The organism is Sinorhizobium sp. (assembly GCF_059070375.1).
In genome coordinates, this window is record NZ_JCACWC010000003.1 from 592611 (window position 1) to 615069 (window position 22459).

A 22459-nucleotide genomic window follows, 5' to 3' on the forward strand; every position below is an offset into this window, starting at 1 on the left:
GTGACCTACGGAATCGGACCGTAGGGACAGGATCATGACGGCTACGCAAAGCCTCGAGCGCGACACGGACAACCCCGAAGCCGGACCTTTCCTGGTCACCAACCGGCTTATCTTCTCGATCGCCCTGCCGATGACGCTCGGCTTTCTGACGACGCCGCTGCTCGGCCTCGTCGACACGGCCGTCGTCGGCCGGCTCGGCAAGGCAGAGCTGCTCGCAGGTCTCGCGGTCGGCGCGGTGATGTTCGACCTCATCTTCACCACTTTCAATTTCCTGCGTGCCGCAACCACGGGTCTCGTCGCGCAAGCCTATGGACGGGGAGACCGGCGCGAACAGCAGGCGGTCTTCTGGCGTTCGCTCATGATCGCGCTCGTCACCGGCGGCACCATCGTGCTTATATCGCCCATCCTGCTTTCCGCCGGCCTCTGGCTTATGGGGCCCGGTCCGGAAGTTGCGGAGGTGACGCGAACCTATTTCCTCTATCGCATCCTTTCCGGCCCGGCCGCCCTCGCCAACTACGCCATCCTCGGATTCGTGCTCGGGCGCGGCGAGGGCACGCTCGGCCTGATGCTGCAGACGCTGATCAACGGCACCAATATCGTACTCTCGATCCTGCTCGGCCTCATTCTGGGCTGGGGCGTGGCCGGCGTCGCGATCGGCACCGTGGCGGGTGAGGTGATCGGCGCGCTTGCGGGTTTTGCAGTGGTCTACGGCCGCTTCGACAGGAAGGACGCGCCCGGTTGGGCGATGATCTTTGCCGGCGACCGCCTGAAGAAACTGTTCGGCCTCAACCGCGATATCATGATCCGCTCCTTCGCCCTTCTGGCGGCCTTCACGCTCGTGACCCGGATCGGGACGTCCTTCGGGCCGGTGACGCTTGCGGCAAACGCCGTGCTGATGACGATCTTCCTTGTGGCCGGCTATTATCTCGACGGGCTTGCCACCGCGGCCGAGCAACTGACGGGCCGGTCGATCGGTGCCGGTTATCGCCCCGCTTTCGACCGGGTTCTGCGGATGACTGCCCTGTGGTCGCTGGGCCTCGCCGCATCGACCACGCTCGTCCTGCTCGCTTTCGGCAACACCGTGGTGAACATGCTGACGACTGCGCCGGACGTGCGCGCGCTCGCCTATGAATATATGCCATGGGCGGCCGTGACGGCGCTGACCGGCGCACTCGCCTTCCTGATGGACGGCGTCTTCATCGGTGCCGGCTGGTCGCGCGACATGCGCAATATGATGCTGGCCGCCTTCATCGGCTACGTGGCGGCGCTCGCCGTGCTCGTCCCTGCCTTCGGCAATCACGGTCTATGGGCCGCGCTCAACCTTTTCCTGCTGCTGCGCGGCGCTTTCCTGCTGCTGATGGTGCCGCGCCGGGCGGCTCAGACGTTCCGGCCGCTCCAGTAGTCGAGCCGGCTGTCGCGGATGTCGCGGATCGAGTCAAGTTTCTCGCGCTCGCAAAGGGCCGAGAGGCCGCGCACGATCCGGCTGGGCAATCCCGGTCCCTCATAGACCATGCAGGAATAAAGCTGGACGAGATCGGCTCCGGCGCGGATCTTTTCCGCTGCGGTTTCCGCCGAGCACACGCCGCCGACCCCGATGATCGGCAAGTGCGGTCCTACCCGCTTGCGCATCCGGGCGAGCACTGCCGTCGATTTCTCGAAGAGCGGCTTTCCGGAAAGGCCGCCGGCTTCGTTGGCCTGGCGCCGGTCCTTCAGACCCTCGCGCGAAAGCGTCGTGTTGGAAACGATCAACCCGTCCAGACGATGCGCCAGCACCTCGGCTGCGATGTCGTCCATGCCTTCTTCGGTCAGGTCCGGAGCGATCTTGAGGAAGACCGGAACCTGTCGGCCGCTTTTTCGCGCCTCATCGTCCCGGGCGGAAAGCACGGCCGAAAGCAGCGCCGAGAGACTCTCGCGCGCCTGCAGATCGCGCAGGCCCGGCGTGTTGGGCGAGGAGATGTTGGCGGTGAAATAGCGTGCCACCGAATGGAAGGTATGGATGCCTGTCACGTAGTCGGCGATCCGGTCGGCGCTGTCCTTGTTGGCGCCGATATTGACGCCGATCAGCGCCTCGCGCGAGCAGGCCTTGAGCCGCGCCAGCGCCGCCCCGTGCCCCTCGTTGTTGAAGCCGAGCCGGTTGATCACCGCCTCGTCCTCGACGAGCCGGAAGAGCCGCGGCTTGTCGTTGCCCGGCTGCGGCCTCGGCGTTACCGTGCCGATCTCGGTAAAGCCGAAGCCGATCTTCAGCAGCGCTTCCGGGACTTCGGCATTCTTGTCATAGCCGGCGGCCATGCCGACTGGGTTGGGAAAAACGAGGCCCGCCACGGTTTGCCCGAGCCGGGGGTCCGCCGGCGCGGCGCAGCTCGGCACCAGGCCGCCTTTCAGCGCCTTGATCGAAAGGCCGTGTGCCGCTTCCGGATCGAAGAGGAAGAGGCCGCGCCGTGCGAGGTGCTCCAACCGGCGGATCATGGGGCGAGTTCCGGGAAGCTGTGCTGACCGTCCGGCCGCAGCGGCAGGGGCTTCTCCCACAATACGGCGTCAAGCGGGAGCGGAGCGTAAAGATGCGGAAACAGCGCGCCGCCGCGAGAGGGCTCATAGACGAGTTTGTCGCCCAGCGCCGGCGCGTCGACCGCAACGAGCAGCAGGTCGCCCTGACCCTCGAAATGCCGGGAGGCGGTTTCGACGACCTGGTCCCGGGTCGAAAAATGAATGAACCCGTCGGCGAGATCGACGGGCGCGCCTGCGAACGCGCCGGTCCGCCGCGCCTCCTGCCATAGAAGTGCCGGAACGATCTTGTATATGGTAGCGTTCATCTTTGTTCGCTTATCCGTCGTGAGCATGAGTGATGGCCTTGCCGCAAATATCGGCGCCTGTCCACCGCACAGCATGAGATCGAGGCGGATTTTCCGTAAGCATTCAACGGAGAGAACGTCATGAGACAGGCAGTCGCAATACTCGCAGTCGGGTTGGGGTTCGGTCTCATTGCCCCGGCGGCTGCGCAGGAAGCCTCGCCCGGCCGCTACAGCATGCAGAAGTCGGAAACGGGATTAGCCCGGCTCGACACCGAGACCGGCGAGGTCACCTTGTGCCAGGAAAAGGGCGGGGAGCTCATCTGCAGGATGGCGGCCGACGAGAGAGCCGCATTCGAGCGCGAACTCGACCTCCTCACAAGTCGCATCGAAGCGCTGGAAAAGGCCGTGGAAAGCGGTGAAACCGCGGCCGAACCGGCGCTACCCGACGATGAAGAGATTGACCGGGCAATGAGCATCATGGAAAGAATGGTGCGCAAGTTCATGGGAATCGTGAAGGAATTCGAGGACAAGGGCAGCGATTCCGCCGACGAGGGTGAGAATCTGCCGCAGAAGACCTGAAAACGAGCGGTGACGTGCTGGAGGGCACGCGCCGCGCATGTTTCCCTGAAACAGGGATCATTTGGGAATAAGATGATACGGCAGATCCACAGCGCAAAGCTGCAGGATGGCAGCCGAGGCTCTTGGGAGGGAGCGTCATCATGCCGGAAATGACCATCATCATCGCCGACGACCACCCGCTCTTTCGTGGCGCAATGCGCCAGGCGCTGAGCGGCATGGCGGGCGCACCGGCCATCGTCGAGGCCGGAGATTTCGCCGCTGCGCGCAGGGCTGCGGCCGACAACCCGGACGCCGATCTGATGCTGCTCGACCTGACGATGCCGGGCGTGAGCGGGCTTTCGGGGCTGATCGCGCTGCGTGCCGAGTTTCCGAGCCTGCCCGTGATGATAGTCTCGGCCCATGACGATCCGGCGACCATCCATCGTGCGCTCGACCTGGGCGCGGCAGGGTTCCTGTCCAAATCGGCCGGTATCGAGGAAATCCGTGAAGGCATCGCAAAGGTGATGGCCGGCGAGGTGTTCGTCCCGGCCGGTTACGACCAGAACCAGGAATACGAGCCGGAGGTTGCCGACCTGCTGCACCGGCTGCAGACATTGACGCCGCAGCAGTCCCGCGTCCTCTCGATGCTCGCCGAGGGGCTGCTCAACAAGCAGATCGCCTATGAACTCGGCGTCTCCGAGGCGACGATCAAGGCGCATGTCTCGGCGATCCTCCTGAAGCTCAACGTCGACAGCCGTACACAGGCGGTGATCCAGCTATCGAAGCTGGGGACGGTCGCGGCGGCCTGAGGCCGCCGCTCCCGACGCTGGAGATTTTTGCCCCTCATCCCGCTGCCGCGACCCTCTCCCCGTTTTTGAGGGGTGAGGGTGCGTCAGGAGTTGGCGGCTTGTCCCTTCGCCCCGCCTGGGGGAGAAGGTGGCCGGCAGGCCGGATGAGGGGCGATCCCGAGCTAAGCCAATTATTCCGCCGCTATTCCGCCGCGGCGCGTCCCGCCGCCGCAAGCTGCGTGAGCCAGGCGCGCAGAGCGGCCGGGCGGACGGGCTTGTGCTGCAGCGAGACGCCGTCCCGTTCGGCGGCGCCGCGCACTTCCGGTGACCGGTCGGCGGTTACCATGAGTGCGGGGATACTCTCCTGCCAGAGGCCGCGGATCGCGGCGATCGCCTCGACACCGGTGCCGTCGCTGAGGTGATAGTCGGCGACGATCGCGTCGGGACGCACGCTCAGTCTGCCGGGCGCCATTTCAGTGCAGGCTGCGAGCGACTCGGCGGTCGTCACGCTGCAGCCCCAGCCGCCGAGCAGCAGGGCCATGCCTTCGAGAATCTTCGGCTCGTTGTCGATGCAGATGACGTTCAGCCCGGCCAGTGCTTCGCTCGTTTTCGCCGCTGCGACGGGTTGCGGCCTGACCCTGCCGCCGGCGCTCTTGTCGAGCGGCACGCTGACCTTGAAGCCGGTGCCTTTCCCGGGCTTCGATTGCAGGCCGACCGGGTGATTGAGAACGCGCGAGATGCGGTCGACGATGGAGAGACCGAGGCCGAGCCCCGACGCGGTTCGCGCGCCTTCTTCGAGGCGCGCGAATTCCTTGAAGACGGTGCGGAATTTCGATGTTGGAATTCCGATGCCCGAATCGAGGACTTCGATCGTCGCCGTCTGTCCGTGCCGGCGCACGCCCACCAGCACCTTGCCCCGAAGTGTGTATTTTATGGCGTTCGATACGAGGTTCTGGACGAGGCGCCGGAGCAGGTTCGGATCGCTGCGCGCCGCGAGCGATGTCGGCATGATGACGAGTTCGATATCCTTCGCCCTCGCCATCGGCGCAAAGTCCGTCTCGATCCGCCTGAGCAATTCGTCGAGCGGCACGGATTGCAGGCGCGGCTTCATCGCGCCGGTGTCGAGCCGCGAAATGTCGAGCACGGCGCCGAGGATGGCTTCCACCGATTCGAGCGATGAGTCGATGTTCTGCACCAGCGCCCGGTTGTCGGAATCTCCGAGTCGCTCGACCAGCGACGAGGAGTAGAGCCGTGCCGCGTTCAAGGGCTGCAGGATGTCGTGACCGGCAGCGGCAAAGAAGCGGGTCTTGCCGATATTCGCCTCCTCGGCGGCCGCCCTTGCCTCGCCCAGTTCGCGGTTGACGCGTGTGAGTTCTCCCGTCCGCTCGGCGACGCGCAGTTCCAGCGTTTCGTTCGCCTGTTTGAGCGCCATGTCGGCCGCGACGCGCTGGGTTATGTCGGTGTAGGTCGTGACGATGCCCTTGTCGGGCATGGCATTGCTTCTGACCTCCAGGATGCGGGCGCCGCCTTCGAGTTCGAGCAGGAACGGCTTGTCGAGCGTCAGGAAGTTGGCGATCAGCGCCTTCTCCTCATCCTGGCGGACATCCCCGCGGCGGGCAAGGATCGCGACGATGTCGGCCAGCGGAAAGCCCACCTGTCCGGCGGCCTCGGGGAGATCCAGGAGTTCCCGGAAACGGCGGTTCCAGATGATGAGATTGTTGGCGTTGTCGAAGACGGCAATGCCCTGGTCCATCTGCGAGAGTGCCGTATGCAGCATGTCCTGGTTGTATTGGAGCGCCTCGCTTGCCTGGTCGAGCAGCCAGGCGGTGTCGGAGGAGGTGTCGTCCATGCGCTGCAGGACAAGTGAAAGGACGAGCCGGGCGGAAGACGAGCCGATCGCGCTGCCGAGCAATTGTTCCGAGAAGTGGACAAGCGCCATGTCGGCGGAGGCGTTGTCGTCGAGCCAGCGGCCGGATTGCTGTTCATAGGTATGGAAGGAGCGCTGCATGCGCTCCTCGCCCATGTAACGGCCGATCGTCGTCTTGAGGTCGCGCACCGTCACCTTGGTCTTGCGCCCGCGGAAGGTCCGCTCGGTGCGTGAGCGGCGGGTGATGAAGACGCCCGCCTGGAAACGCTCCAAGGGTTTGGGCGCGCGCGTCAGCGAACCCACGATATAGGCCGCGACATTGACGAGCATGCTGAGAGCCGTCGCATTTACCAGCGGGTCTGAATGGGCGCCGGAGAAGAGATCGGCGAAGGGCAGCAGGAAGCTGAGCACCGTGGAGGCGATGTGGGAATTGTCCGGCCCGCCGAGGCTCGGCAGGAAAAGGACATAGGCCCAGACGAGGAAGCCGCTGACCATCCCGGCGATCGCGCCGCGGGCATTGGCCTGCCGCCAGACGAGACCGCCGAGGAGCGCCGGCGCCATCTGCGCGATGGCGGCGAAGGAGAGCAGTCCGAGCGAGGCAAGCCCGGCGCTGATATCGGCGGCGCGATAATAGCCGTAGCCGAGGAAGAGGACGACGAAGATCGCCGTTCGGCGGATATTGAGGAGCGTACCGGCCATGTCCTCCTGGAGAGAGCCGCGCGTGCCGAGCCTGCGGCGCAGGAATACCGGCATGACGATGTCGTTCGAAACCATGATCGAGAGCGCGACCGAAGCGACGATGACCATGGCGGTCGCCGCGGAGAAGCCGCCGATGAAGGTGAAAAGCGTGACGAGCGGCACGTCGCCGGCAAGCGGCAGTGCCAGAAGATAGAGATCCGCATTGCCGGAGCCGGAGAAGGTCAGGATGCCGGCGATCGCGATCGGCAGGACGAAGGCGTTGATTGCGATTAGATAGAGCGGGAAGAGGATGCCCGCCGTGCGCAGTTCGTTATCGGTGCGGTTTTCCACGACCGTCACGTGGAATTGCCGGGGAAGCATGATGATGCCGAAGGCGGAAAGCGCGATCATCAGAATCCAGCGCGCGACCGGCGTCTGGTATTCGAGCGCGGCGAGCACCGTGGGACTCTGCTGCGCTTCTGCCCATAGATTTGCAGGCCCGCCGAACAGGAAGAAGACGATATAGATGCCCACCGTGAGCATCGCCACGAGCTTGACGACCGATTCCATCGCGATCGCGAGGATCAGGCCGTCTTGGTGTTCCGTCGCATCCGTGTGGCGTGTACCGAAGACGATCGCGAAACAGGCGAGAAAGAGCGTGACCAGAAGCGGCAGGTCGACGAAGTTCTCGCCCGAACCTATGCCGTAGTCGCTGGTGTCGATCATCGTGGCGACCGAACTCGACACCGCCTTGAGCTGCAATGCGATATAGGGAATGGCCCCGACGAGCGAGATCAGCGCGACGATTGCCGCAACGGCCGGGTTCTTGCCGTAGCGCGCAGCCACGAAATCGGCGACGGAGGTTAGCTTTTCGGTCTTGGCGAGCCGAACGATGCGGCGGATCAGCGGCATGCCGAACGTGAACATCAGGATCGGACCGATGTAGATGCCGGTGAATTCGAGTCCGCGCTCCGCCGCAAGGCCGACGCCGCCGAAATAGGTCCAGGAGGTGCAGTAGATCGCCAGGCTCAGCGCATAGACGAGCGGCCTGCCCTTCTCGGCAATCTTGTTTCGTCTGGCTCGCCGGTCGCCATAGCTTGCAACTGCGAAGAGCAGCAACAGATAGGCGAAGGCCGAGGCAAAAATGACCGAACCCGAAAGCATGCCTCACTCCTCCGCTGCCAGCATAGGGCAAGTCCATTTGGTTGGAAATCGGCGGTGCATCAGTCTTAAGTTCAAGATAACGCGCCGATATCCGCAGCGCTTGACCAAATGCAAGGAGTGCGATTTCCTCACGCGGGGCTTTGGTCTAGATTCCTACCGGCGGTTGCCGCGCAAGACAGGTGCGGGTGGACGTTCGGGGGTATTTCGAGGAGAGAGGCATGCTGAACGAATTCAAGGAGTTTATCGCCCGCGGCAACGTCATGGACCTTGCGGTCGGCGTGATCATCGGTGCGGCCTTTAGCAAGATCGTCGATTCGGTCGTCAACGACCTCGTCATGCCGGTCGTGGGAGCGATCACCGGCGGCGGCTTCGACTTCTCCAACTATTTCCTGCCGCTCTCCGCCAGTGTTACCGCGCCGACGCTCGCAGCCGCACGCGAACAGGGCGCGGTCTTTGCCTATGGCAATTTCATCACGGTGCTCATCAACTTCCTGATTCTCGCCTGGATCATCTTCCTGCTGATCAAGCTCGTGAATCGCGCGCGTGCGTCGGTGGAAAGGGATAAGGCGCCGCCCCCGTCCGCACCTCCGCCGCAGGACATCCTGCTTCTCTCCGAAATTCGCGATCTCCTGAAGCAGCGCGCCTGAGACGCGGATCACGCGGCGGTCCGGTGCCGCCGAGTGATGGAAACATCACAAAATTCGATAAACAGGTCAGAGAAATTCGCGTGATCGCCGACGCCAAAGCGTCTAGAAACGGCGGGCAATCAGGAGCCCGCCGATGACGATCATGACCAGTCTCAGCCCCCGCGCGACGGCAGCGCCCGAAAGCGGCATCGTCGAAGTGGTCAACTATGCGCGCGGGCGCGAAGGACTGATCCCGCTCTGGGTCGGCGAAGGTGATCTGCCGACGCCGGATTTCGTCAGTCGCGCGGCGGCCGACGCGTTGATGGCCGGCGAGACCTTCTACACCTGGCAGCGCGGCATCCCGCCGCTGCGCGAGGCGCTGGTCCGCTATTACCAGCGCCGGTTCCAGAAGGCGCTTTCGCCTGAGAATTTCTATGTTACCGGTTCGGGAATGCAGGCGATCAAGCTTGCGATCGAAGCGGTAGGCTCTCCCGGCGACGAGGTGGTCCTGCTGACGCCCGCCTGGCCGAATTTCGCGGCTGCTGCGGACCTCTCCGGCGTTCGCCCGGTCGCCGTTCCATTGCAATTCGAAGGCGGCAAATGGCAGCTCGATCCCGAACGTCTTCAGGCGGCGATCGGGGAGAGGACGCGGGCGCTGTTCATCAACACGCCGTCCAACCCCACCGGTTGGACCGCCACTTACGAGGATCTCAAGGCCATTCTGGCGCTCGCGCGTAAACATGGACTCTGGATCATCGCCGACGAGATCTACGCGCTCTACTATTATCTCGGCGGCCGGGCGCCGTCCTTCCTCGACGTGATGGAGGAGGATGACCGCATCCTCTTCGTCAATTCCTTTTCCAAGAACTGGTCCATGACCGGCTGGCGCGTCGGGTGGATCGTCGCGCCGCCGGCGATGGGGCAGGTGCTCGAAAATCTCATCCAGTATTCGACCTCCGGTGTCGCGCAGTTCATGCAGCGCGGGGCAGTCGCCGCGCTCGATGAAGGCGACGGCTTCGTCGACGAGAACATTGCCAAGGCGAAGCGCAACCGCGATACGTTCTGCGACGCGCTGATCGCGACCAACCGCGTCGAAACGCTGAAACCCGATGGCGCGCTCTACGCCTTCCTGAAGATCGACGGCGTCACCGACTCGCGGGCCGCGGCGCTCGACCTCGTCGACCGGACCGGCGTCGGTCTGGCGCCGGGGACGGCCTTCGGCGAGGGCGGAGCGCTTTTCATGCGCGCCTGCTTCCTGCGTGATCCGCTCCAGATCGCCGAGGCCGCGGAGCGCTTGCAGCGCTACATCCTCAGCCGCTGACGGGGCATTTCGGCGAGGATACGGCCAATCGGTAAAATCCGAGCGATCGGTGCGGCGGACCCTTAACCACCCCACCGAGAATAGCCGCTGCGTGCCGGCGAACAGCGCCCCGATTTAGAATTTCTGAAACGCGAACGCGTCTTTTCTGATCCCGCATATGCAGAGGGCAGGGGACGGAAAATGGCCGTATTGGTAACAGGCGGAGCAGGTTATATCGGCAGCCACATGGTATGGTCGCTGCTCGACGGCGGCGAAGCGGTGGTGGTGCTCGACTGCCTGTCGACTGGATTTCGCTGGGCGGTCGCACCGGAGGCGCGCTTCTACTTCGGCGATGTCGGTGACCGGGCGCTGCTCCAGCGGGTCTTTGCCGAGAACGACATCGACTCGGTCGTCCATTTTGCGGGCTCGGCCGTCGTACCGGAATCGGTCGCCAACCCGCTTGCCTATTATGAGAACAATACGGCCAATACCCGCACGCTCATTGCCGCAACCATCGAGGCCGGCGTTCGCCATTTCGTATTTTCTTCGACCGCCGCCGTCTATGGAACCCAGGATACGTCCGATCCGGTCGGCGAGACCGCCGCCCTGCGGCCCCAGAGTCCCTACGGCCGCTCCAAGCTGATGTCGGAGATGATGCTGCAGGACGCCGCGGCCGCGCATGATTTCCGTTTTGTCGCGTTGCGCTATTTCAACGTGGCCGGGGCCGACCCGCTCGGCCGCGCCGGCCAGTCCACCTTCGGCGCGACGCATCTGATCAAGGTCGCCTGCGAGGCGGCGCTCGGGAGGCGTCGGAAGGTCGATGTCCTGGGCACGGACTATCCGACGGCGGACGGTACCGGCGTCAGAGACTATATCCATGTGAGTGATCTCGTGGCGGCACACAGGAGCGCGCTCGCCTATCTGCGGGCTGACGGTGAACCGTTGGTTGCGAATTGCGGTTACGGCCACGGCTTCTCGGTGCTGCAGGTGCTCGATACTGTGCGCCAGGTTTCCGGCCGCGATTTTATGGTGGACTACGCGCCCCGGCGGCCGGGCGATCCGGCGCAAATCGTCGCCGACTCTTCCGTAGCCCGGCTGAAGCTCGACTGGGTCCCGACGCATGCGAGCCTCGAGCATATCGTCCGGAGCGCCTTCGACTGGGAAAGCCATCTCGGCCGCAAGAACAGCTTCGACGAGGAACAGGACGAGCGGTTGATCGCGAACGGCTGAGCCCGTTGCGTGAAGCCTTCAGGGGTGGTCCTCTCCGAGCAGTTTCCGCTCGTGCGCAATGGCACGTTCGACGAGTTGTGCCCAGAATCGTTCGTAGAAGTCCGGATCGAGGCCGAGCTCGACCGCGTTCCGGCGCGCGTTTTCCTTCACCTCCGCCACCCGTGCCGGGATGTCCGCCTTGAGGTTGAGCGGGCGTTTGATCTCCGCGGCGCGCTCGATATAGCCCCAGCGTTCGGCGAAAAGCGTCATCAAGGCGCGGTCGAGGCGGTCGATCTCCGCACGTATATCGTCCATCGTCGTGCATTCTGCCGGTGTTTTCTGCATGTCGGATCCTCGCGGAGCGGAGGCCGCCCCATTTGATAGCGCCGAACTGCTAGCAAAGGGGGCGCCGGCTGAGAAGGGGTTAAACCGACGCAGCGTGACGGCTCCGCTGCGAGCGGGGGTTTTCACGCGCCGAGAGCAAGCTTGATCGCAAGACCGACAATGCTGACCGCCGCGACGCCGGCGGCCCATAGGCCCACGAACCAGAGAAGCTTGCGGGCAGTGCCGCTGGAGCGCGTCAATGATAGCCCTCCTCCGGATCGACCTTGCCGCGGAACACCCAGTAGGCATAGGCGGTATAGGCGAGAATCATCGGCACCAGCACAAGCGCGCCGACGAGCAGGAAGGCGAGGCTCTCGTCCGGCGCGGCGGCATCCCAGATCGTCAGCGAAGGCGGCACAATGAAGGGATAGAAGCTGATGCCGATGCCGATATAGCCGAGCACGAACAGGCCGAGCGCGGCGATGAAGGGCTGGACATCGTGCCGGTCGCGGATGCCCTTGAGAAGAAGGTAAAGGCAGCCGAGGACGAGCAGCGGCACGATGACGCTGAAGATCGCCGTCGGCCATCCGAACCAGCGCTCCAGATAGACCGGCTCGAGAAACGGCGTCCAGAGGCTGACGACGCCCATTGCGGCAACCGTGGCGAGAGCGGTTCGAAGCGCGACGCCGCGCGCCCGTTCGGCGAGCTCGCCACGGGTCTTCATGACCAGCCAGGTCGCTCCGAGAAGCGCATAGCCGATCACGATCGCCACCCCGGTGGCGATTGAAAACGGCGTCAGCCAGTCCCACCAGCCGCCGACATAGGCCCGGTTCTCGACCGGGATGCCCTGCACGAGGGCGCCGAGCGCCAGGCCTTGCGCGAAGGCAGCGAGCATCGAGCCGCCCGCAAATGCCCAGTTCCACAGGAATTCGCCGCGCTGCGTGCGCCAGCGATACTCGAACGCCACGCCGCGGAAGATGAGGCCGATCAGCATGGCGATGATGGGCGCGTAAAGTGCGGGCAGGATCGTCGCATAGGCGAGCGGAAACACGGCGAGCAACCCTCCGCCGCCGAGCACGAGCCAGGTTTCATTGCCGTCCCATACCGGGGCCACCGAGTTCATCATCACGTCGCGGTCATGCTTTTCGGGGAAAAACGGAAACAATATCCCGACGCCGAGGTCGAAACCGTCGAGAACGACATAGGCAAGCACCGCAAAAGCGATGATCGCGGCCCAGATCAGTGGCAGATCAATGGCCATGATGGCCTCCCTGGTTGGCTGTTGCCGGCCCGGGCGTCACTCCGGCCGTGCGCAAGGGTCCTTCGTCGAGATCCGGCCTCGCATCGCGCGGCAGGCGTGCCATCAGCCGCAGGATGTAGAAGGTGCCGGCGCCGAAAACGAGAAAATAGACGATGATGAAGGCGACGAGCGAGGCGCCCACAGCCGGCGCTGCGATCGGGGAAATCGAGTCCGCCGTCAAAAGGTGCCCATAGATCGTGTAGGGCTGCCGCCCGACCTCCGTGGTGATCCAGCCGGCAAGCACTGCCACGAAGCCCGCCGGGCCCATGAGCACCGCCGCGCGGTGGAGCGCGGCACTCGTGTCGAGCGTGCCGCGCAGCCGACACCAGAGGCTCCAGAGGCCGAGACCGAGCATGGCGAAGCCGATCGCCACCATCACGCGAAACGACCAGAAGACGATGGCGACCGGCGGGTGCCGGTCCTCTGGTATGGTGTCGAGACCGGCAAGCGGCGCGTCGAGCGAGTGCTTCAGGATCAGGCTCGAAAGCTTCGGGATCTCGAGCGCGTAGTCGACGCGCTTCTCGGCGGAGTTCGGTATGCCGAAGAGGATCAGCGGCGCGCCTTCCGGATGGCTTTGATAATGCCCTTCCATCGCCATTACCTTTGCCGGCTGATGTTCGAGCGTGTTGAGTCCGTGCTGGTCGCCGGCAAGGATCTGGATCGGCGCGACGATCGCCGCCATCCACATCGCCATTGAGAACATCGTGCGGGCGCGCCGCGGCGCGGTCTTGCGCAGGAGGTGCCACGCCCCGCAGGCGCCGACGACGAAGGCCGTCGTCAGATAGGCGGCGAGCACCATGTGCGTCAGCCGATACGGGAAAGACGGATTGAAGATGACCGCCCACCAATCGTCGGGAATGAACTGCCCGGCCTCGTTGACGGAGAAGCCGGCGGGCGTCTGCATCCAGGAGTTCACCGCGAGGATCCAGGTGGCCGAGATCAGCGTGCCGAGCGCGACCATGGCGGTTGCGAAAAAATGCAGCTTCGGGCCGACCCGGTTGAGGCCGAAAAGCATGACGCCGAGAAAGCCCGCTTCCAGGAAGAAGGCGGTCAGCACCTCGTAGCCCATTAACGGCCCGATTACCGGCCCGGCCTTGTCGGAAAACACGCTCCAGTTGGTGCCGAACTGGTAGGACATGACGATGCCGGAGACGACGCCCATGCCGAAAGCGACGGCGAAGATCGTCTTCCAGAAGTTGAAGAGCTCCAGATAGACCTCGTCCTTCTTCCAGAGCCAGAGCGCTTCGAGAACGGCCAGATAGCTGGCAAGCCCGATGGAGAAGGCCGGGAAGATGATGTGGAAGGAGACGGTGAAGGCGAACTGTATGCGTGCAAGGACAGTTGCGTCAAAGGCTTCGAACACGGCGCTGATCCTTTCGGGCGGAAACCGCAAGCTCAGACGCGAACGGCGTCCGGCATTTGCGATCTGCATCGTGTGATTGAATCTGACGCAATATTGCCAAAGGTCAATGACGGGCGGATCGTCACGTTGTCACACTGCGGCAATCGTTCGCCCGCGGCACTTTGAAGCGGTGCCCATCAGGGCGCCGCGTGCGACAGCGTCCTCGAAGCAGCCTGCCGTGTCTCGCTCTCTGGCCTCATCCCTGTGACGTGAACAGCGTTGAGAGGAAAGCACTCCAAGAAATCACCGGCGCGCGAGGTAGGCCTCGGCGAGCTCGGTCCAGAAGGCAGCGCCGATGGGCAGCAGATCGTCATTGAAATCATAGCCGGGGTGGTGGAGCGATTTTTCCTCGCCCGTCACCCGCGAGCCCAGGAAGAAATAGCTGCCGGGCCTTTCCTTGAGCATATAGGCGAAGTCCTCGCTTCCCATGAACGGCCGCGCGAGATCGACGACCTTGTCGGCGCCGGCGAAGCGGATGGCGGCCTCGCGGAGGAAATCGGTCTCCGCCTTGTGGTTGATCGTCGCATCGTAGCTTCGCTCGTAATCGACGGTTGCGCGCATGCCGAAGCTTGCCGCTTGAGCCTCGGCGATCATCCGGATGCGGCGTTCGAGCTCATCGCGGACACCCGGATCGAAGGAGCGTATGCCGACGACGATCTCTGCGCGCTCCGGAATGATGTTGCTGGCGGAGCCGGCGTGAAACGCGCCGACGGTCACGACGGAGGGGTCCATCGGATGGATGTTGCGTGCGACGATGGTTTGCAGCGCCATGACGATGCTGGCGCCGCAAACGATAGGATCGGCGGTCTCCTGCGGTTCGGCGCCGTGGCCGCCGCAGCCGTGAACGGTGATCCGCGCCTCGTCGACCGCCGCCATGATCGGGCCCTCGCGCAAAGCGAACTGGCCGAAGGGCAGGTTCGGTTCGTTGTGGAGCGCGAACACGGCATCGCAGGGGAATCTGTCGAAGAGACCCTCGTCGACCAAGATTTTCGCACCGCCCGCATTCTCCTCCGCAGGCTGGAAGATGAGGTGGATCGTGCCGTCGAAATTCTTTCGCTCGGCAAGCGCACGGGCCGCGCCGAGCAGCATCGTCGTATGGCCGTCATGACCGCAGGCATGCATCAAGCCCGGCTTCGTGCTTGCATAGGCGGCCCCGGTTTCCTCCTGGATCGGCAGCGCATCGATATCGGCGCGGATGCCGATCGAGCGCGACCCGGTGCCGGATCTCAGCGTGCCGACCACGCCTGTCTTCGCCAGGCCCGTCGTCACCTCATAGCCGAGTGCTTCAAGATGGCGGGCGATGAAGGCGGATGTCCGCGTTTCTTCGAGCCCAAGTTCGGGATGGGCGTGCAGATCGCGTCGGATAGCGACGAGTTCCGGCATGGCATTGTCGATGGAGGCGGAAAGCTTCATGTCAGGCACCACGGGTGGGTATGCGGTTTTCGAAGTAACGGAAGGCCACGACCAGGATGGCCGTCAGGCACATGTAGATCGCCGCGAGCAGCAGGAGCGGCTCATAGGTCAGGTAGGTTTCCTGCCGCACCTTCGAGATCACCGCATAGACGTCGACGACGGTGATTGTCGCGACGAGCGGCGTGGATTTCAATTGCAGCACGGTCTCGCCGTTGAGGGTGGGCAGCGCGCGGTGGATCGCCCGCGGCAGCCAGATGCGCCGGAACATCGTCCAGCGGCCCATGCCGTAGGCACGGGCGGCTTCCAGCTCCCCGGACGGCACGCCGGCGAACGCGCCGCGCATGACCTCGCCCTCATAGGCGGCGAAGGATACCGTGAGCGCCGCTACGCCATAGGGCCATGCCTCGCGCAGATACGGCCAGAGAAAGGATTGCCGGATTGCGGGGAACTGCGGAAAGAGCGAGCCGAGCCCGTAATAGAGAAGCCATAGCTGCAGCAGCAGCGGCGTACCGCGGATGACGGTACAGAAGATGCGGGCTGGAGTCTTGAAGAACCAGGGGCCGGTCACCTGGGCGAGGCCGAGCGGCACGGCCAGGAGGAAGCCGAGGATCGCGGTGCTGAAGAGCATCGCCAAGCTTACGAGAATGCCGGAGCCGAGCCTCGGCAGGTAGCGCGGCAGCCAGTCCCAGCGCATGAAGACCGCGACCGCCACCACGAGCGCCGCGAAGAGAAGCATCAGCACGATGCGGTGGGGCTTGAGGAAACTCTCCTTTCTCGGGAGGTCTTCCGGCGTGTATGCGAGCGCGTGGGTGGTTTCGTCGGTCATCGTTGCTCCGCGAAGCCGCGTCGCGCACGGCGTTCGACCATGCCGATGAAGACATTGGAAACGAGCGTCAGCGTCAGATAGAGCGCACCGGCGGCGCAGAAGAAGAGGAGATAGGCCTTGGTGGCGCCTGCCGCCTGCCGGGTGACCAGCGTCAGCTCGCTGAAACCGACGACAGCGAGCAAAGCCGTGTCCTTGGTGGCGATCAGCCACAGATTGGCAAGCCCGGGGATGGCATAGGGCAGCATCGCCGGAAGCGTGATGCGCCGCAGCACCAGGAGCGGCGACATGCCGTAAGCGCGCGCCGCCTCGATCTGGCCGGCGGGAACCGCCTTGATCGCTCCGCGAAGCACCTCCGTCGAATAGGCCCCCTGCACGACCCCGATCACGAAGATGCCGGCCACGAGCCCGCTGATATCGACGGCTCCGACCCCGATGGCGCCCAGGAACTGGTTCAGAAGATCGGTGCCGGCATAGTAGAGAAGCAGGATGAGTACCAGTTCGGGCACCGCGCGAACCACCGTCGTGTAACACTCCAGAAGATCGCGAAGCACCGGCCCGCCATAGAGCTTGCCGAAGGCCCCGCCGATGCCGAGTGCGAGCCCGAGCGCATAGCCGCCGACTGCGATCTCGATCGAGCTGAGGAAACCCTGCAGCAGGACGCCGCCCCAGCCGGGCGCCGAGAGCGAAAGCAGGCTCCAGTTGATAAAGGAATCACCGAGCACGGCAGCCTCTTAAACAGAGCGGGATCACGGACGATGTCCGCAATCCGCATCCCGCTCAAACACGAATTCAGGCCGGCGATCGCCCGGACCGCCGGCCGGTTGCGGTTATCCGCCGTAGATGTCGAAGTCGAAGTATTTCTTCGAGAAGGCGTCGTAGGTGCCGTTCTCGCGGATCGCCTTGATCGCCGCGTTGATCTTTTCCTTCAGTTCCGTCTCTCCCTTGCGCAAGCCTACGCCGACGCCCGGCCCGATGACGTCGACGTCCTCGGCGACCTCGCCCTTGTAATCGCAACACTGCTTGCCCTGGTCGCTTTTCAGGAAGGCATCGAGGGCGATCGCGTCAGCCTGGACGGCATCGACGCGGCCGGCGGCGAGATCCTGGTTCGCCTCGTCCTGCGTCTGATATTCCTTCACCTCGACGCCGGCCGGCGCAAAGTGTTTCACGGCATAGGCCTGGTGCACGGTCGACACCTGCACCCCGATCGTCTTGCCGGCGAGACCCTCCGGCGTCGGCTTGATGTCGTCGCCCTTGGCGCCGATGATGCCGGTCGGCGTATTGTAGTACTTGTCGGAGAAGTCGATGGTCTTCAGCCGCTCCGCGGTGATCGACATCGAGCCGATAATCATGTCGATCTTCTTGGAGGTCAGCGCCGGAATGATGCCGTCCCAGGCAACCGGGGTGACGACGCAATCGAGCTTGGCCTCGGCGCACATGGCCTTCATGAACTCGATCTCCCAGCCTTGCCAGTTGCCGCTGGCGTCAGGCGAAGTGAAGGGCGGATAAGGCTCCGCCGCAATTCCCACCTTGACCTGTTGGGCCGAGGCGGCGGCCGCACCCGTGATGGCCAGGGCGGCGGCGAGCGCCACGAGTTTCAATGTCTTCTTCATGCCGTTCCCTTTTTGGTTGTTGAGCATTGCGGAATTCAGTGAATGGAGCTGATGAACTTCTTGAGCCTTTCGGATTTCGGAGCGCCGAAGATCGCCTCTGGCGGACCCTGTTCCTCGATCACGCCGTTGTGCAGGAAAACGATGTGAGTGGCGACGTCACGCGCGAATTTCATCTCATGGGTCACGAGCACCATCGTCCGCTTTTCCCGCGCCAGATCGCCGATGACCGAAAGCACTTCGCCGACGAGTTCCGGATCGAGCGCAGAGGTCGGCTCGTCGAAGAGCATGACCAGCGGCTGGATCGCAAGCGCCCGGGCAATGGCGGCGCGTTGCTGCTGGCCGCCGGACAGGAAGGCCGGATAGGCATCCCGCTTCTCGTAAAGGCCGACCCGGCGGAGCAGCGCCTCGGCCGTCTCAACCGCTTCGGCCTTCGTTTTACCGAGTACGTGCACCGGCGCCTCGATGACATTCTGGAGAATTGTCATGTGCTGCCAGAGATTGAAGCTTTGAAAAACCATGCCGAGCTGGGTGCGGATCCGCTGGACCTGCTTGCGGTCGGCCGGCATCAATCCGCCGTGTCCGTCCGGCTTCATGCGGATCTCTTCTCCGTGCACGCTGATCTGGCCGGCCGAGGGCAGTTCCAACATGTTGATGCAACGGAGAAGCGTGGATTTGCCGGAACCGCTGCCGCCGATGATCGCGATGACGTCGCCCTGCTGCGCGCTCAGCGATACGCCCTTCAGCACTTCCAATGGCCCGAAACGCTTGTGGAGGTCGGTAACCGCGATTGCCTGGGCCGCATCCGTCATCGGCGCGCGGCTCCTCTCGTTCGCGGAACGCTCGTTGAAGCCATAAAAACAGTTCCCCTGGTCGTTCTCTCGTGCAGCATCTTCGGCTTGTCACGCTGTTTCTGGAAGGCATCGTTGCACTTGTGTCGCTATTATTCAAGCGTATAATAACACCCGCGTCGATTTTCTGACGCTCCTCGCAACAACGGTCATTCCCGGGAGCAACGCATGAGCCCAACCGGTTCGCAGGCAATGACGATCTGGCTGAACGGCACGGCGCGGGGCATTCGGTGAACCGGCGCAGCTTCTATCGCGCCCCCGAGGGCGAGCGGCGCCAGGAACTGATCGAGGCGACGCTGGACTGCATCTCGGAATTCGGCCTCAAGGGTGCGACCGTGCGCCAGATCGCCGTTCGCGCCGGCGTTACCGCCGGGCTCGTCCGTCATTATTTCGAATCCAAAGACCAGATGGTTGCGGAGGCATACCGCGCCGTCATCGCCTCTCTCACGGAGAAGGCGAAGAACGTCGAGGGCGATCCGGCGACGCGTCTCAAGGATTTCATCGCCATCAATCTGACCGAGCCGGTCGCCGACAGCCGCAGCATCTCTCTCTGGGCCGCTTTCATCAGCCAGGTGCGAGTCGATCCGGTGCTCTCAGAAATCCATCGCGATGGCTATCTCGCCTTCCGCAACGCATTGCAGGAGTTACTCAGCGATTTTCTTGCGGCGAAGGGCCGGCCCGCCGGTCCCGAGGAGTGCCGCCGCTACGCAATCGCGATCAACGGCCTCGTGGACGGGCTCTGGATCGAAGGCTGCCTCGCCGGCGATCTTTTTCGCGAGGGCGAACTGGTCGGCATCGCCATGGCCTCGGTCGAAGCCCTGCTCGGTCTTCGGATCGAAAAATAGAAAACGAATGAGGGAGTGAATACTTGCGCTACGCGTCGATCACATCACGTCTTGCCGAGCTCGGTTCCGGCAAATGGACGCTGCACACCCGCGCACGTCAGCTGAAGGCGAGTGGCGCCGAGCTCATCGAGCTGACAATCGGCGAACCGGATCTGCCGCCGGACCGCGCGCTTCTGGAAGAGTGCCAGCGGGCCATGAATGCGGGGCGCTACCGCTATTCAAACGGTCGCGGAGAGCCGGCGGTCGTGGCGGCGCTTACCGAAAAATACCGTCGCCGCCGTGCCGCCGTGACCGCGGAGAACATTCTTTGCTTCCCGGGAACGCAGACGGCGCTCTTTGCCGTGATGTTCGCGCTTGCCGAGACGGGCGACGGCGTGCTCGTCGGAGACCCCCTGTACGCGACCTATGAAGGCGTCATCCGGTCCACGGGGGCCCATCCGGTATTCGTACCGCTTGACCCGGAAAACGGCTTCCACATGCGGGCGGAGGATCTGGAAAATGCGGTCACGCCCGAATGCCGCGTGCTGCTCCTCAATACGCCGCACAACCCCACCGGCGCCGTTTTGACGGCGGAAGAGATTGCGGCGATCGGTGAAGTCGCGCGCCGTCACGATCTCTGGATCGTCTGCGACGAGGTCTATGAGGAGCTCGTCTTCGATGCGCTCTTCGCTTCGCCGTTCGACAATCCCGATCTTGCCGAACGCACCGTGGTCGTCTCGTCCATTTCGAAGTCGCATGCAGCACCCGGTTTTCGCAGCGGCTGGGCCGTCGGCCCGGCCGAGTTCACCGAGCGCCTGCTGCCGATCTCCGAGACCATGCTTTTCGGGCAGCAGCCGTTCATCGCCGATATGACCGCTTACGCGCTGACGCATGACATCGATACGGCGAGGCAGATGCGGAAATCCTACAGCCGGCGTGCCCGGCGGATCATCGACGGTCTTGCGGGGGCGTCCGGGGTTTCGGTGCTGCCGCCGGAGGCGGGTATGTTTGCGCTGATCGACGTCTCCGGCACGGGCCTCTCCGGCGAAGCCTTCGCCTGGGCGCTCCTGGAAGAGGAGGGAGTTGCGGTCATGCCGGGGTCGTCCTTCGGCGACAAGGCACGCAACTTTCTGCGCGTGAGCCTCACCGTTCCGGATGCCGCCATCGAGGAGGCCTGCCGCCGCATCGCCGCACTGGCCGAACGCTGCACCACCCGCAAGGAGCGCCGCGCATGACAGTCGAATCGAAAACCGTCGGCGAGACCCTTGTCGATCTCCTGGAGGCAAACGGAGTGGAGGTCGTATTCGGCATTCCGGGCGTGCATACGGTCGAACTTTACCGGGGCCTTGCCGCATCGAATATTCGCCACGTCACGCCGCGCCACGAACAGGGTGCGGGCTTCATGGCCGACGGTTATGCACGCGTCAGCGGCAAGCCTGGCGTGGCCCTCGTGATCACCGGTCCGGGCGTTACCAATACGATCACCGCCATGGCGCAAGCCCGGCAGGACTCGATCCCGATGCTGGTGATCTCCGGCGTCAACCGCCGGGATTCCCTCGGGCATGGCCGGGGGCTGCTGCACGAGCTGCCCGATCAGAATGGAATGATGAAGACGCTGGCGCTCTATTCGCACACGCTTCTCAACCCCGCCGATCTGCCGCTCGTCGTCGACCGCGCCTTTGCCGTGCTGCTTTCCGGCCGGCCGGGCCCGGTCCATATCGAAATCCCGACCGACGTGATGGCCCTGAAGATCGAGGGTCGTCCGGCAAAGCCGGCGGCGGCGACCCGCCCGCGCTCCGACAGCGAAACGCTGCAAAGGGCGGCGATCCTCTGCGCCGAAGCCGCCCGGCCCGTCATTCTGTGCGGCGGCGGCGCCCTGACGGCGGAAGCCGAAGTGCGGGAACTCGCCGAGCGGATCGGTGCGCCGGTGGTCACGACGGTCAACGCCCGCGGCATGCTTGCCGGCCATCCGCTCCGGGTACCGGCAAGCCCGAGCCTCAAGGCGATACGCGAGCTGTTGCGGGAGGCGGACCTCGTGCTGGCGCTCGGCACCGAAATGGGCCAGACCGATTACGATCTCTATGCGGATGGCGGCTTTCCGCTGCTGAAGAACCTTATTCGCACCGACATCGATGCGGCGCAGCTCGCGCGCGGACCTAAAGCAGCACTTTCGATCCTCTCCGGCGCGAAGGCTGCGACTGCGGGCATTCTGGGCTTCCTGCCGGACCATGCGTCAGCCAAGAATGGAGCCTCGCGGGCGGAGGCCGCGCGCAGGCAGGCGCTGAAGGAGCTGACACCGAAAATGCTTGCGGAAATCGGCGTCGTCGAGGCGATCTACCGGACGCTTCCCGACTGCACCATCGTCGGGGACTCGACCCAGGCCGTCTATGCCGGCAACCTCTATTGCGATGCACCGCGGCAAAGGGCGTGGTTCAATTCGGCGACGGGCTACGGCTCGCTCGGCTATGCGCCTCCCGCCGCGGTAGGCGCTGCGGTCGCCGATCGGGGGCGGCCGGTCATATGCCTGGTCGGCGATGGCGGGTTCCAGTTTTCTCTGGCCGAGATCGGTTCGGCGGTGGATGCGCATGCCAGGGTCGTCTTCCTCGTCTGGAACAATGACGGATACCGGGAAATCGAGTCCTACATGGTCGAATCGGGGATCACGCCGGAGGGTGTAAAACCTTCCGCGCCCGATTTCCTGCTGACCGCCAAAGCCTACGGACTGCCTGCAGAGCGGCTGGCGACCGTGAAGGATTTGCCGCGCGCTCTCGCCGATGCGGCGTCGCGCCCGGGGCCTTCGCTCATCGAAATCCACCAGGAGAGAACCGCCGGCGCTACAGCGTGACGGCCCGGATTTGACTTTTACGGCCCGGAGTGATGTTAAGAGCGCACATGCTCGAATCCGGCCACGTTCTTCGTGTAGCTTGGTGCTC

20 protein-coding genes are annotated in these 22459 nt (G+C 64.1%); 9 read left to right on the forward strand and 11 right to left on the reverse strand.

Annotated elements, in window-relative coordinates; all coding sequences use genetic code 11:
* Positions 1-34 precede the first annotated feature (34 nt).
* The gene (locus tag AC5J09_RS14850) at positions 35-1402 is read left to right on the forward strand and encodes an MATE family efflux transporter (protein ID WP_494297907.1); all 1368 of its coding nucleotides are present in this window, start codon (positions 35-37) and stop codon (positions 1400-1402) included.
* Here AC5J09_RS14850 and AC5J09_RS14855 read toward each other — a convergent pair.
* Positions 1378-2466, reverse strand: a complete 1089-nt coding sequence (locus tag AC5J09_RS14855; RefSeq protein ID WP_494297908.1) for a quinone-dependent dihydroorotate dehydrogenase — start codon at positions 2464-2466, stop codon at positions 1378-1380. The two genes, AC5J09_RS14850 and AC5J09_RS14855, sit on opposite strands and share 25 nt — an antisense overlap.
* Positions 2463-2810 carry a DUF952 domain-containing protein gene (locus AC5J09_RS14860; RefSeq protein WP_100670017.1) on the reverse strand — a complete coding sequence of 116 codons (348 nt, stop codon included), beginning with the start codon at positions 2808-2810 and terminating at the stop codon, positions 2463-2465. The genes AC5J09_RS14855 and AC5J09_RS14860 overlap by 4 nt, the downstream gene beginning before the upstream one ends.
* Positions 2811-2930: 120 nt before the next feature.
* On the opposite strand from AC5J09_RS14860, the gene AC5J09_RS14865 reads away from it, so the two are divergent.
* Both AC5J09_RS14865 and AC5J09_RS14870 read left to right on the forward strand, forming a co-directional pair.
* The gene (locus AC5J09_RS14865) at positions 2931-3368 is read left to right on the forward strand and encodes a hypothetical protein (RefSeq protein WP_100669655.1); all 438 of its coding nucleotides are present in this window, start codon (positions 2931-2933) and stop codon (positions 3366-3368) included.
* 140 nt (positions 3369-3508) lie between these two features.
* Positions 3509-4156 (forward strand): response regulator, encoded by a 648-nt coding sequence (locus tag AC5J09_RS14870; protein ID WP_029959395.1) that lies wholly within the window; start codon positions 3509-3511, stop codon positions 4154-4156.
* Positions 4157-4337: 181 nt separating this feature from the next.
* On the opposite strand, the gene AC5J09_RS14875 is transcribed toward AC5J09_RS14870, so the two are convergent.
* The gene (locus tag AC5J09_RS14875; RefSeq protein ID WP_494297909.1) at positions 4338-7844 is read right to left on the reverse strand and encodes a hybrid sensor histidine kinase/response regulator; all 3507 of its coding nucleotides are present in this window, start codon (positions 7842-7844) and stop codon (positions 4338-4340) included.
* A gap of 218 nt (positions 7845-8062) precedes the next feature.
* Between AC5J09_RS14875 and mscL the strand changes: the two genes are divergently transcribed.
* From mscL to galE, 3 genes are all read left to right on the forward strand, one after another.
* Positions 8063-8491 (forward strand): large conductance mechanosensitive channel protein MscL, encoded by a 429-nt coding sequence (gene mscL, locus AC5J09_RS14880; protein ID WP_018094141.1) that lies wholly within the window; start codon positions 8063-8065, stop codon positions 8489-8491.
* Between the two features lie 133 nt (positions 8492-8624).
* Positions 8625-9791, forward strand: a complete 1167-nt coding sequence (locus AC5J09_RS14885; RefSeq protein ID WP_338278022.1) for a pyridoxal phosphate-dependent aminotransferase — start codon at positions 8625-8627, stop codon at positions 9789-9791.
* 180 nt (positions 9792-9971) lie between these two features.
* The gene (galE, locus tag AC5J09_RS14890; RefSeq protein ID WP_018094143.1) at positions 9972-11000 is read left to right on the forward strand and encodes a UDP-glucose 4-epimerase GalE; all 1029 of its coding nucleotides are present in this window, start codon (positions 9972-9974) and stop codon (positions 10998-11000) included.
* An 18-nt stretch (positions 11001-11018) separates the two neighbouring features.
* Here the strand turns inward: galE and AC5J09_RS14895 are convergent, their stop codons facing one another.
* The 8 genes from AC5J09_RS14895 to AC5J09_RS14930 all read right to left on the reverse strand — a co-directional run bounded on the left by AC5J09_RS14895 (position 11019) and on the right by AC5J09_RS14930 (position 18663).
* Entirely contained in the window at positions 11019-11324 is a 306-nt protein-coding gene (locus AC5J09_RS14895; RefSeq protein WP_100669651.1) for a chorismate mutase family protein, read from the reverse strand.
* Between the two features lie 235 nt (positions 11325-11559).
* Positions 11560-12564, reverse strand: a complete 1005-nt coding sequence (cydB, locus tag AC5J09_RS14900; RefSeq protein ID WP_494297910.1) for a cytochrome d ubiquinol oxidase subunit II — start codon at positions 12562-12564, stop codon at positions 11560-11562.
* Positions 12554-14035 (reverse strand): cytochrome ubiquinol oxidase subunit I, encoded by a 1482-nt coding sequence (locus AC5J09_RS14905; RefSeq protein WP_494297911.1) that lies wholly within the window; start codon positions 14033-14035, stop codon positions 12554-12556. Before AC5J09_RS14905 ends, cydB begins: the two co-directional genes overlap by 11 nt.
* Positions 14036-14248: 213 nt before the next feature.
* Complete coding sequence (locus AC5J09_RS14910; protein ID WP_018094147.1) at positions 14249-15418, reverse strand: M20 aminoacylase family protein; 1170 nt, start codon at positions 15416-15418, stop codon at positions 14249-14251.
* Position 15419: 1 nt separating this feature from the next.
* A complete protein-coding gene (locus tag AC5J09_RS14915) occupies positions 15420-16244 on the reverse strand; it encodes an ABC transporter permease (protein WP_494297912.1) in 825 nt (274 codons plus the stop codon).
* Positions 16241-16966 (reverse strand): ABC transporter permease, encoded by a 726-nt coding sequence (locus tag AC5J09_RS14920; RefSeq protein WP_018094149.1) that lies wholly within the window; start codon positions 16964-16966, stop codon positions 16241-16243. Before AC5J09_RS14920 ends, AC5J09_RS14915 begins: the two co-directional genes overlap by 4 nt.
* Positions 16967-17071: 105 nt before the next feature.
* The gene (locus tag AC5J09_RS14925) at positions 17072-17854 is read right to left on the reverse strand and encodes a transporter substrate-binding domain-containing protein (protein ID WP_100670015.1); all 783 of its coding nucleotides are present in this window, start codon (positions 17852-17854) and stop codon (positions 17072-17074) included.
* Positions 17855-17889: 35 nt separating this feature from the next.
* Complete coding sequence (locus AC5J09_RS14930) at positions 17890-18663, reverse strand: ABC transporter ATP-binding protein (RefSeq protein ID WP_018094151.1); 774 nt, start codon at positions 18661-18663, stop codon at positions 17890-17892.
* Positions 18664-18932: 269 nt separating this feature from the next.
* On the opposite strand from AC5J09_RS14930, the gene AC5J09_RS14935 reads away from it, so the two are divergent.
* Genes AC5J09_RS14935 through AC5J09_RS14945 form a run of 3 tightly spaced genes read left to right on the forward strand, consistent with a single transcriptional unit; the run spans position 18933 to position 22371 of the window.
* A complete protein-coding gene (locus tag AC5J09_RS14935; RefSeq protein WP_494297914.1) occupies positions 18933-19547 on the forward strand; it encodes a TetR family transcriptional regulator C-terminal domain-containing protein in 615 nt (204 codons plus the stop codon).
* Between the two features lie 23 nt (positions 19548-19570).
* A complete protein-coding gene (locus AC5J09_RS14940; protein WP_275596810.1) occupies positions 19571-20761 on the forward strand; it encodes a pyridoxal phosphate-dependent aminotransferase in 1191 nt (396 codons plus the stop codon).
* On the forward strand, positions 20758-22371 hold the full coding sequence (locus tag AC5J09_RS14945; RefSeq protein ID WP_494297915.1) for a 5-guanidino-2-oxopentanoate decarboxylase: 1614 nt from the start codon (positions 20758-20760) through the stop codon (positions 22369-22371). The genes AC5J09_RS14940 and AC5J09_RS14945 overlap by 4 nt, the downstream gene beginning before the upstream one ends.
* Positions 22372-22459: the final 88 nt, after the last annotated feature.

Excerpts from the sequence above, each read along its gene's own strand:
- AC5J09_RS14905 (WP_494297911.1), bottom strand. The coding sequence starts at position 14,035 with ATGCAGATCGCAAATGCCGGACGCCGTTCGCGTCTGAGCTTGCGGTTT.
- AC5J09_RS14850 (WP_494297907.1), top strand. The coding sequence starts at position 35 with ATGACGGCTACGCAAAGCCTCGAGCGCGACACGGACAACCCCGAAGCC.
- AC5J09_RS14885 (WP_338278022.1), top strand. The coding sequence starts at position 8,625 with ATGACGATCATGACCAGTCTCAGCCCCCGCGCGACGGCAGCGCCCGAA.
- cydB (WP_494297910.1), bottom strand. The coding sequence starts at position 12,564 with ATGGCCATTGATCTGCCACTGATCTGGGCCGCGATCATCGCTTTTGCG.
- AC5J09_RS14870 (WP_029959395.1), top strand. The coding sequence starts at position 3,509 with ATGCCGGAAATGACCATCATCATCGCCGACGACCACCCGCTCTTTCGT.
- AC5J09_RS14875 (WP_494297909.1), bottom strand. The coding sequence starts at position 7,844 with ATGCTTTCGGGTTCGGTCATTTTTGCCTCGGCCTTCGCCTATCTGTTG.
- AC5J09_RS14865 (WP_100669655.1), top strand. The coding sequence starts at position 2,931 with ATGAGACAGGCAGTCGCAATACTCGCAGTCGGGTTGGGGTTCGGTCTC.
- mscL (WP_018094141.1), top strand. The coding sequence starts at position 8,063 with ATGCTGAACGAATTCAAGGAGTTTATCGCCCGCGGCAACGTCATGGAC.
- AC5J09_RS14915 (WP_494297912.1), bottom strand. The coding sequence starts at position 16,244 with ATGACCGACGAAACCACCCACGCGCTCGCATACACGCCGGAAGACCTC.
- galE (WP_018094143.1), top strand. The coding sequence starts at position 9,972 with ATGGCCGTATTGGTAACAGGCGGAGCAGGTTATATCGGCAGCCACATG.
- AC5J09_RS14860 (WP_100670017.1), bottom strand. The coding sequence starts at position 2,810 with ATGAACGCTACCATATACAAGATCGTTCCGGCACTTCTATGGCAGGAG.
- AC5J09_RS14855 (WP_494297908.1), bottom strand. The coding sequence starts at position 2,466 with ATGATCCGCCGGTTGGAGCACCTCGCACGGCGCGGCCTCTTCCTCTTC.
- AC5J09_RS14930 (WP_018094151.1), bottom strand. The coding sequence starts at position 18,663 with ATGACGGATGCGGCCCAGGCAATCGCGGTTACCGACCTCCACAAGCGT.
- AC5J09_RS14895 (WP_100669651.1), bottom strand. The coding sequence starts at position 11,324 with ATGCAGAAAACACCGGCAGAATGCACGACGATGGACGATATACGTGCG.
- AC5J09_RS14910 (WP_018094147.1), bottom strand. The coding sequence starts at position 15,418 with ATGAAGCTTTCCGCCTCCATCGACAATGCCATGCCGGAACTCGTCGCT.
- AC5J09_RS14945 (WP_494297915.1), top strand. The coding sequence starts at position 20,758 with ATGACAGTCGAATCGAAAACCGTCGGCGAGACCCTTGTCGATCTCCTG.
- AC5J09_RS14925 (WP_100670015.1), bottom strand. The coding sequence starts at position 17,854 with ATGAAGAAGACATTGAAACTCGTGGCGCTCGCCGCCGCCCTGGCCATC.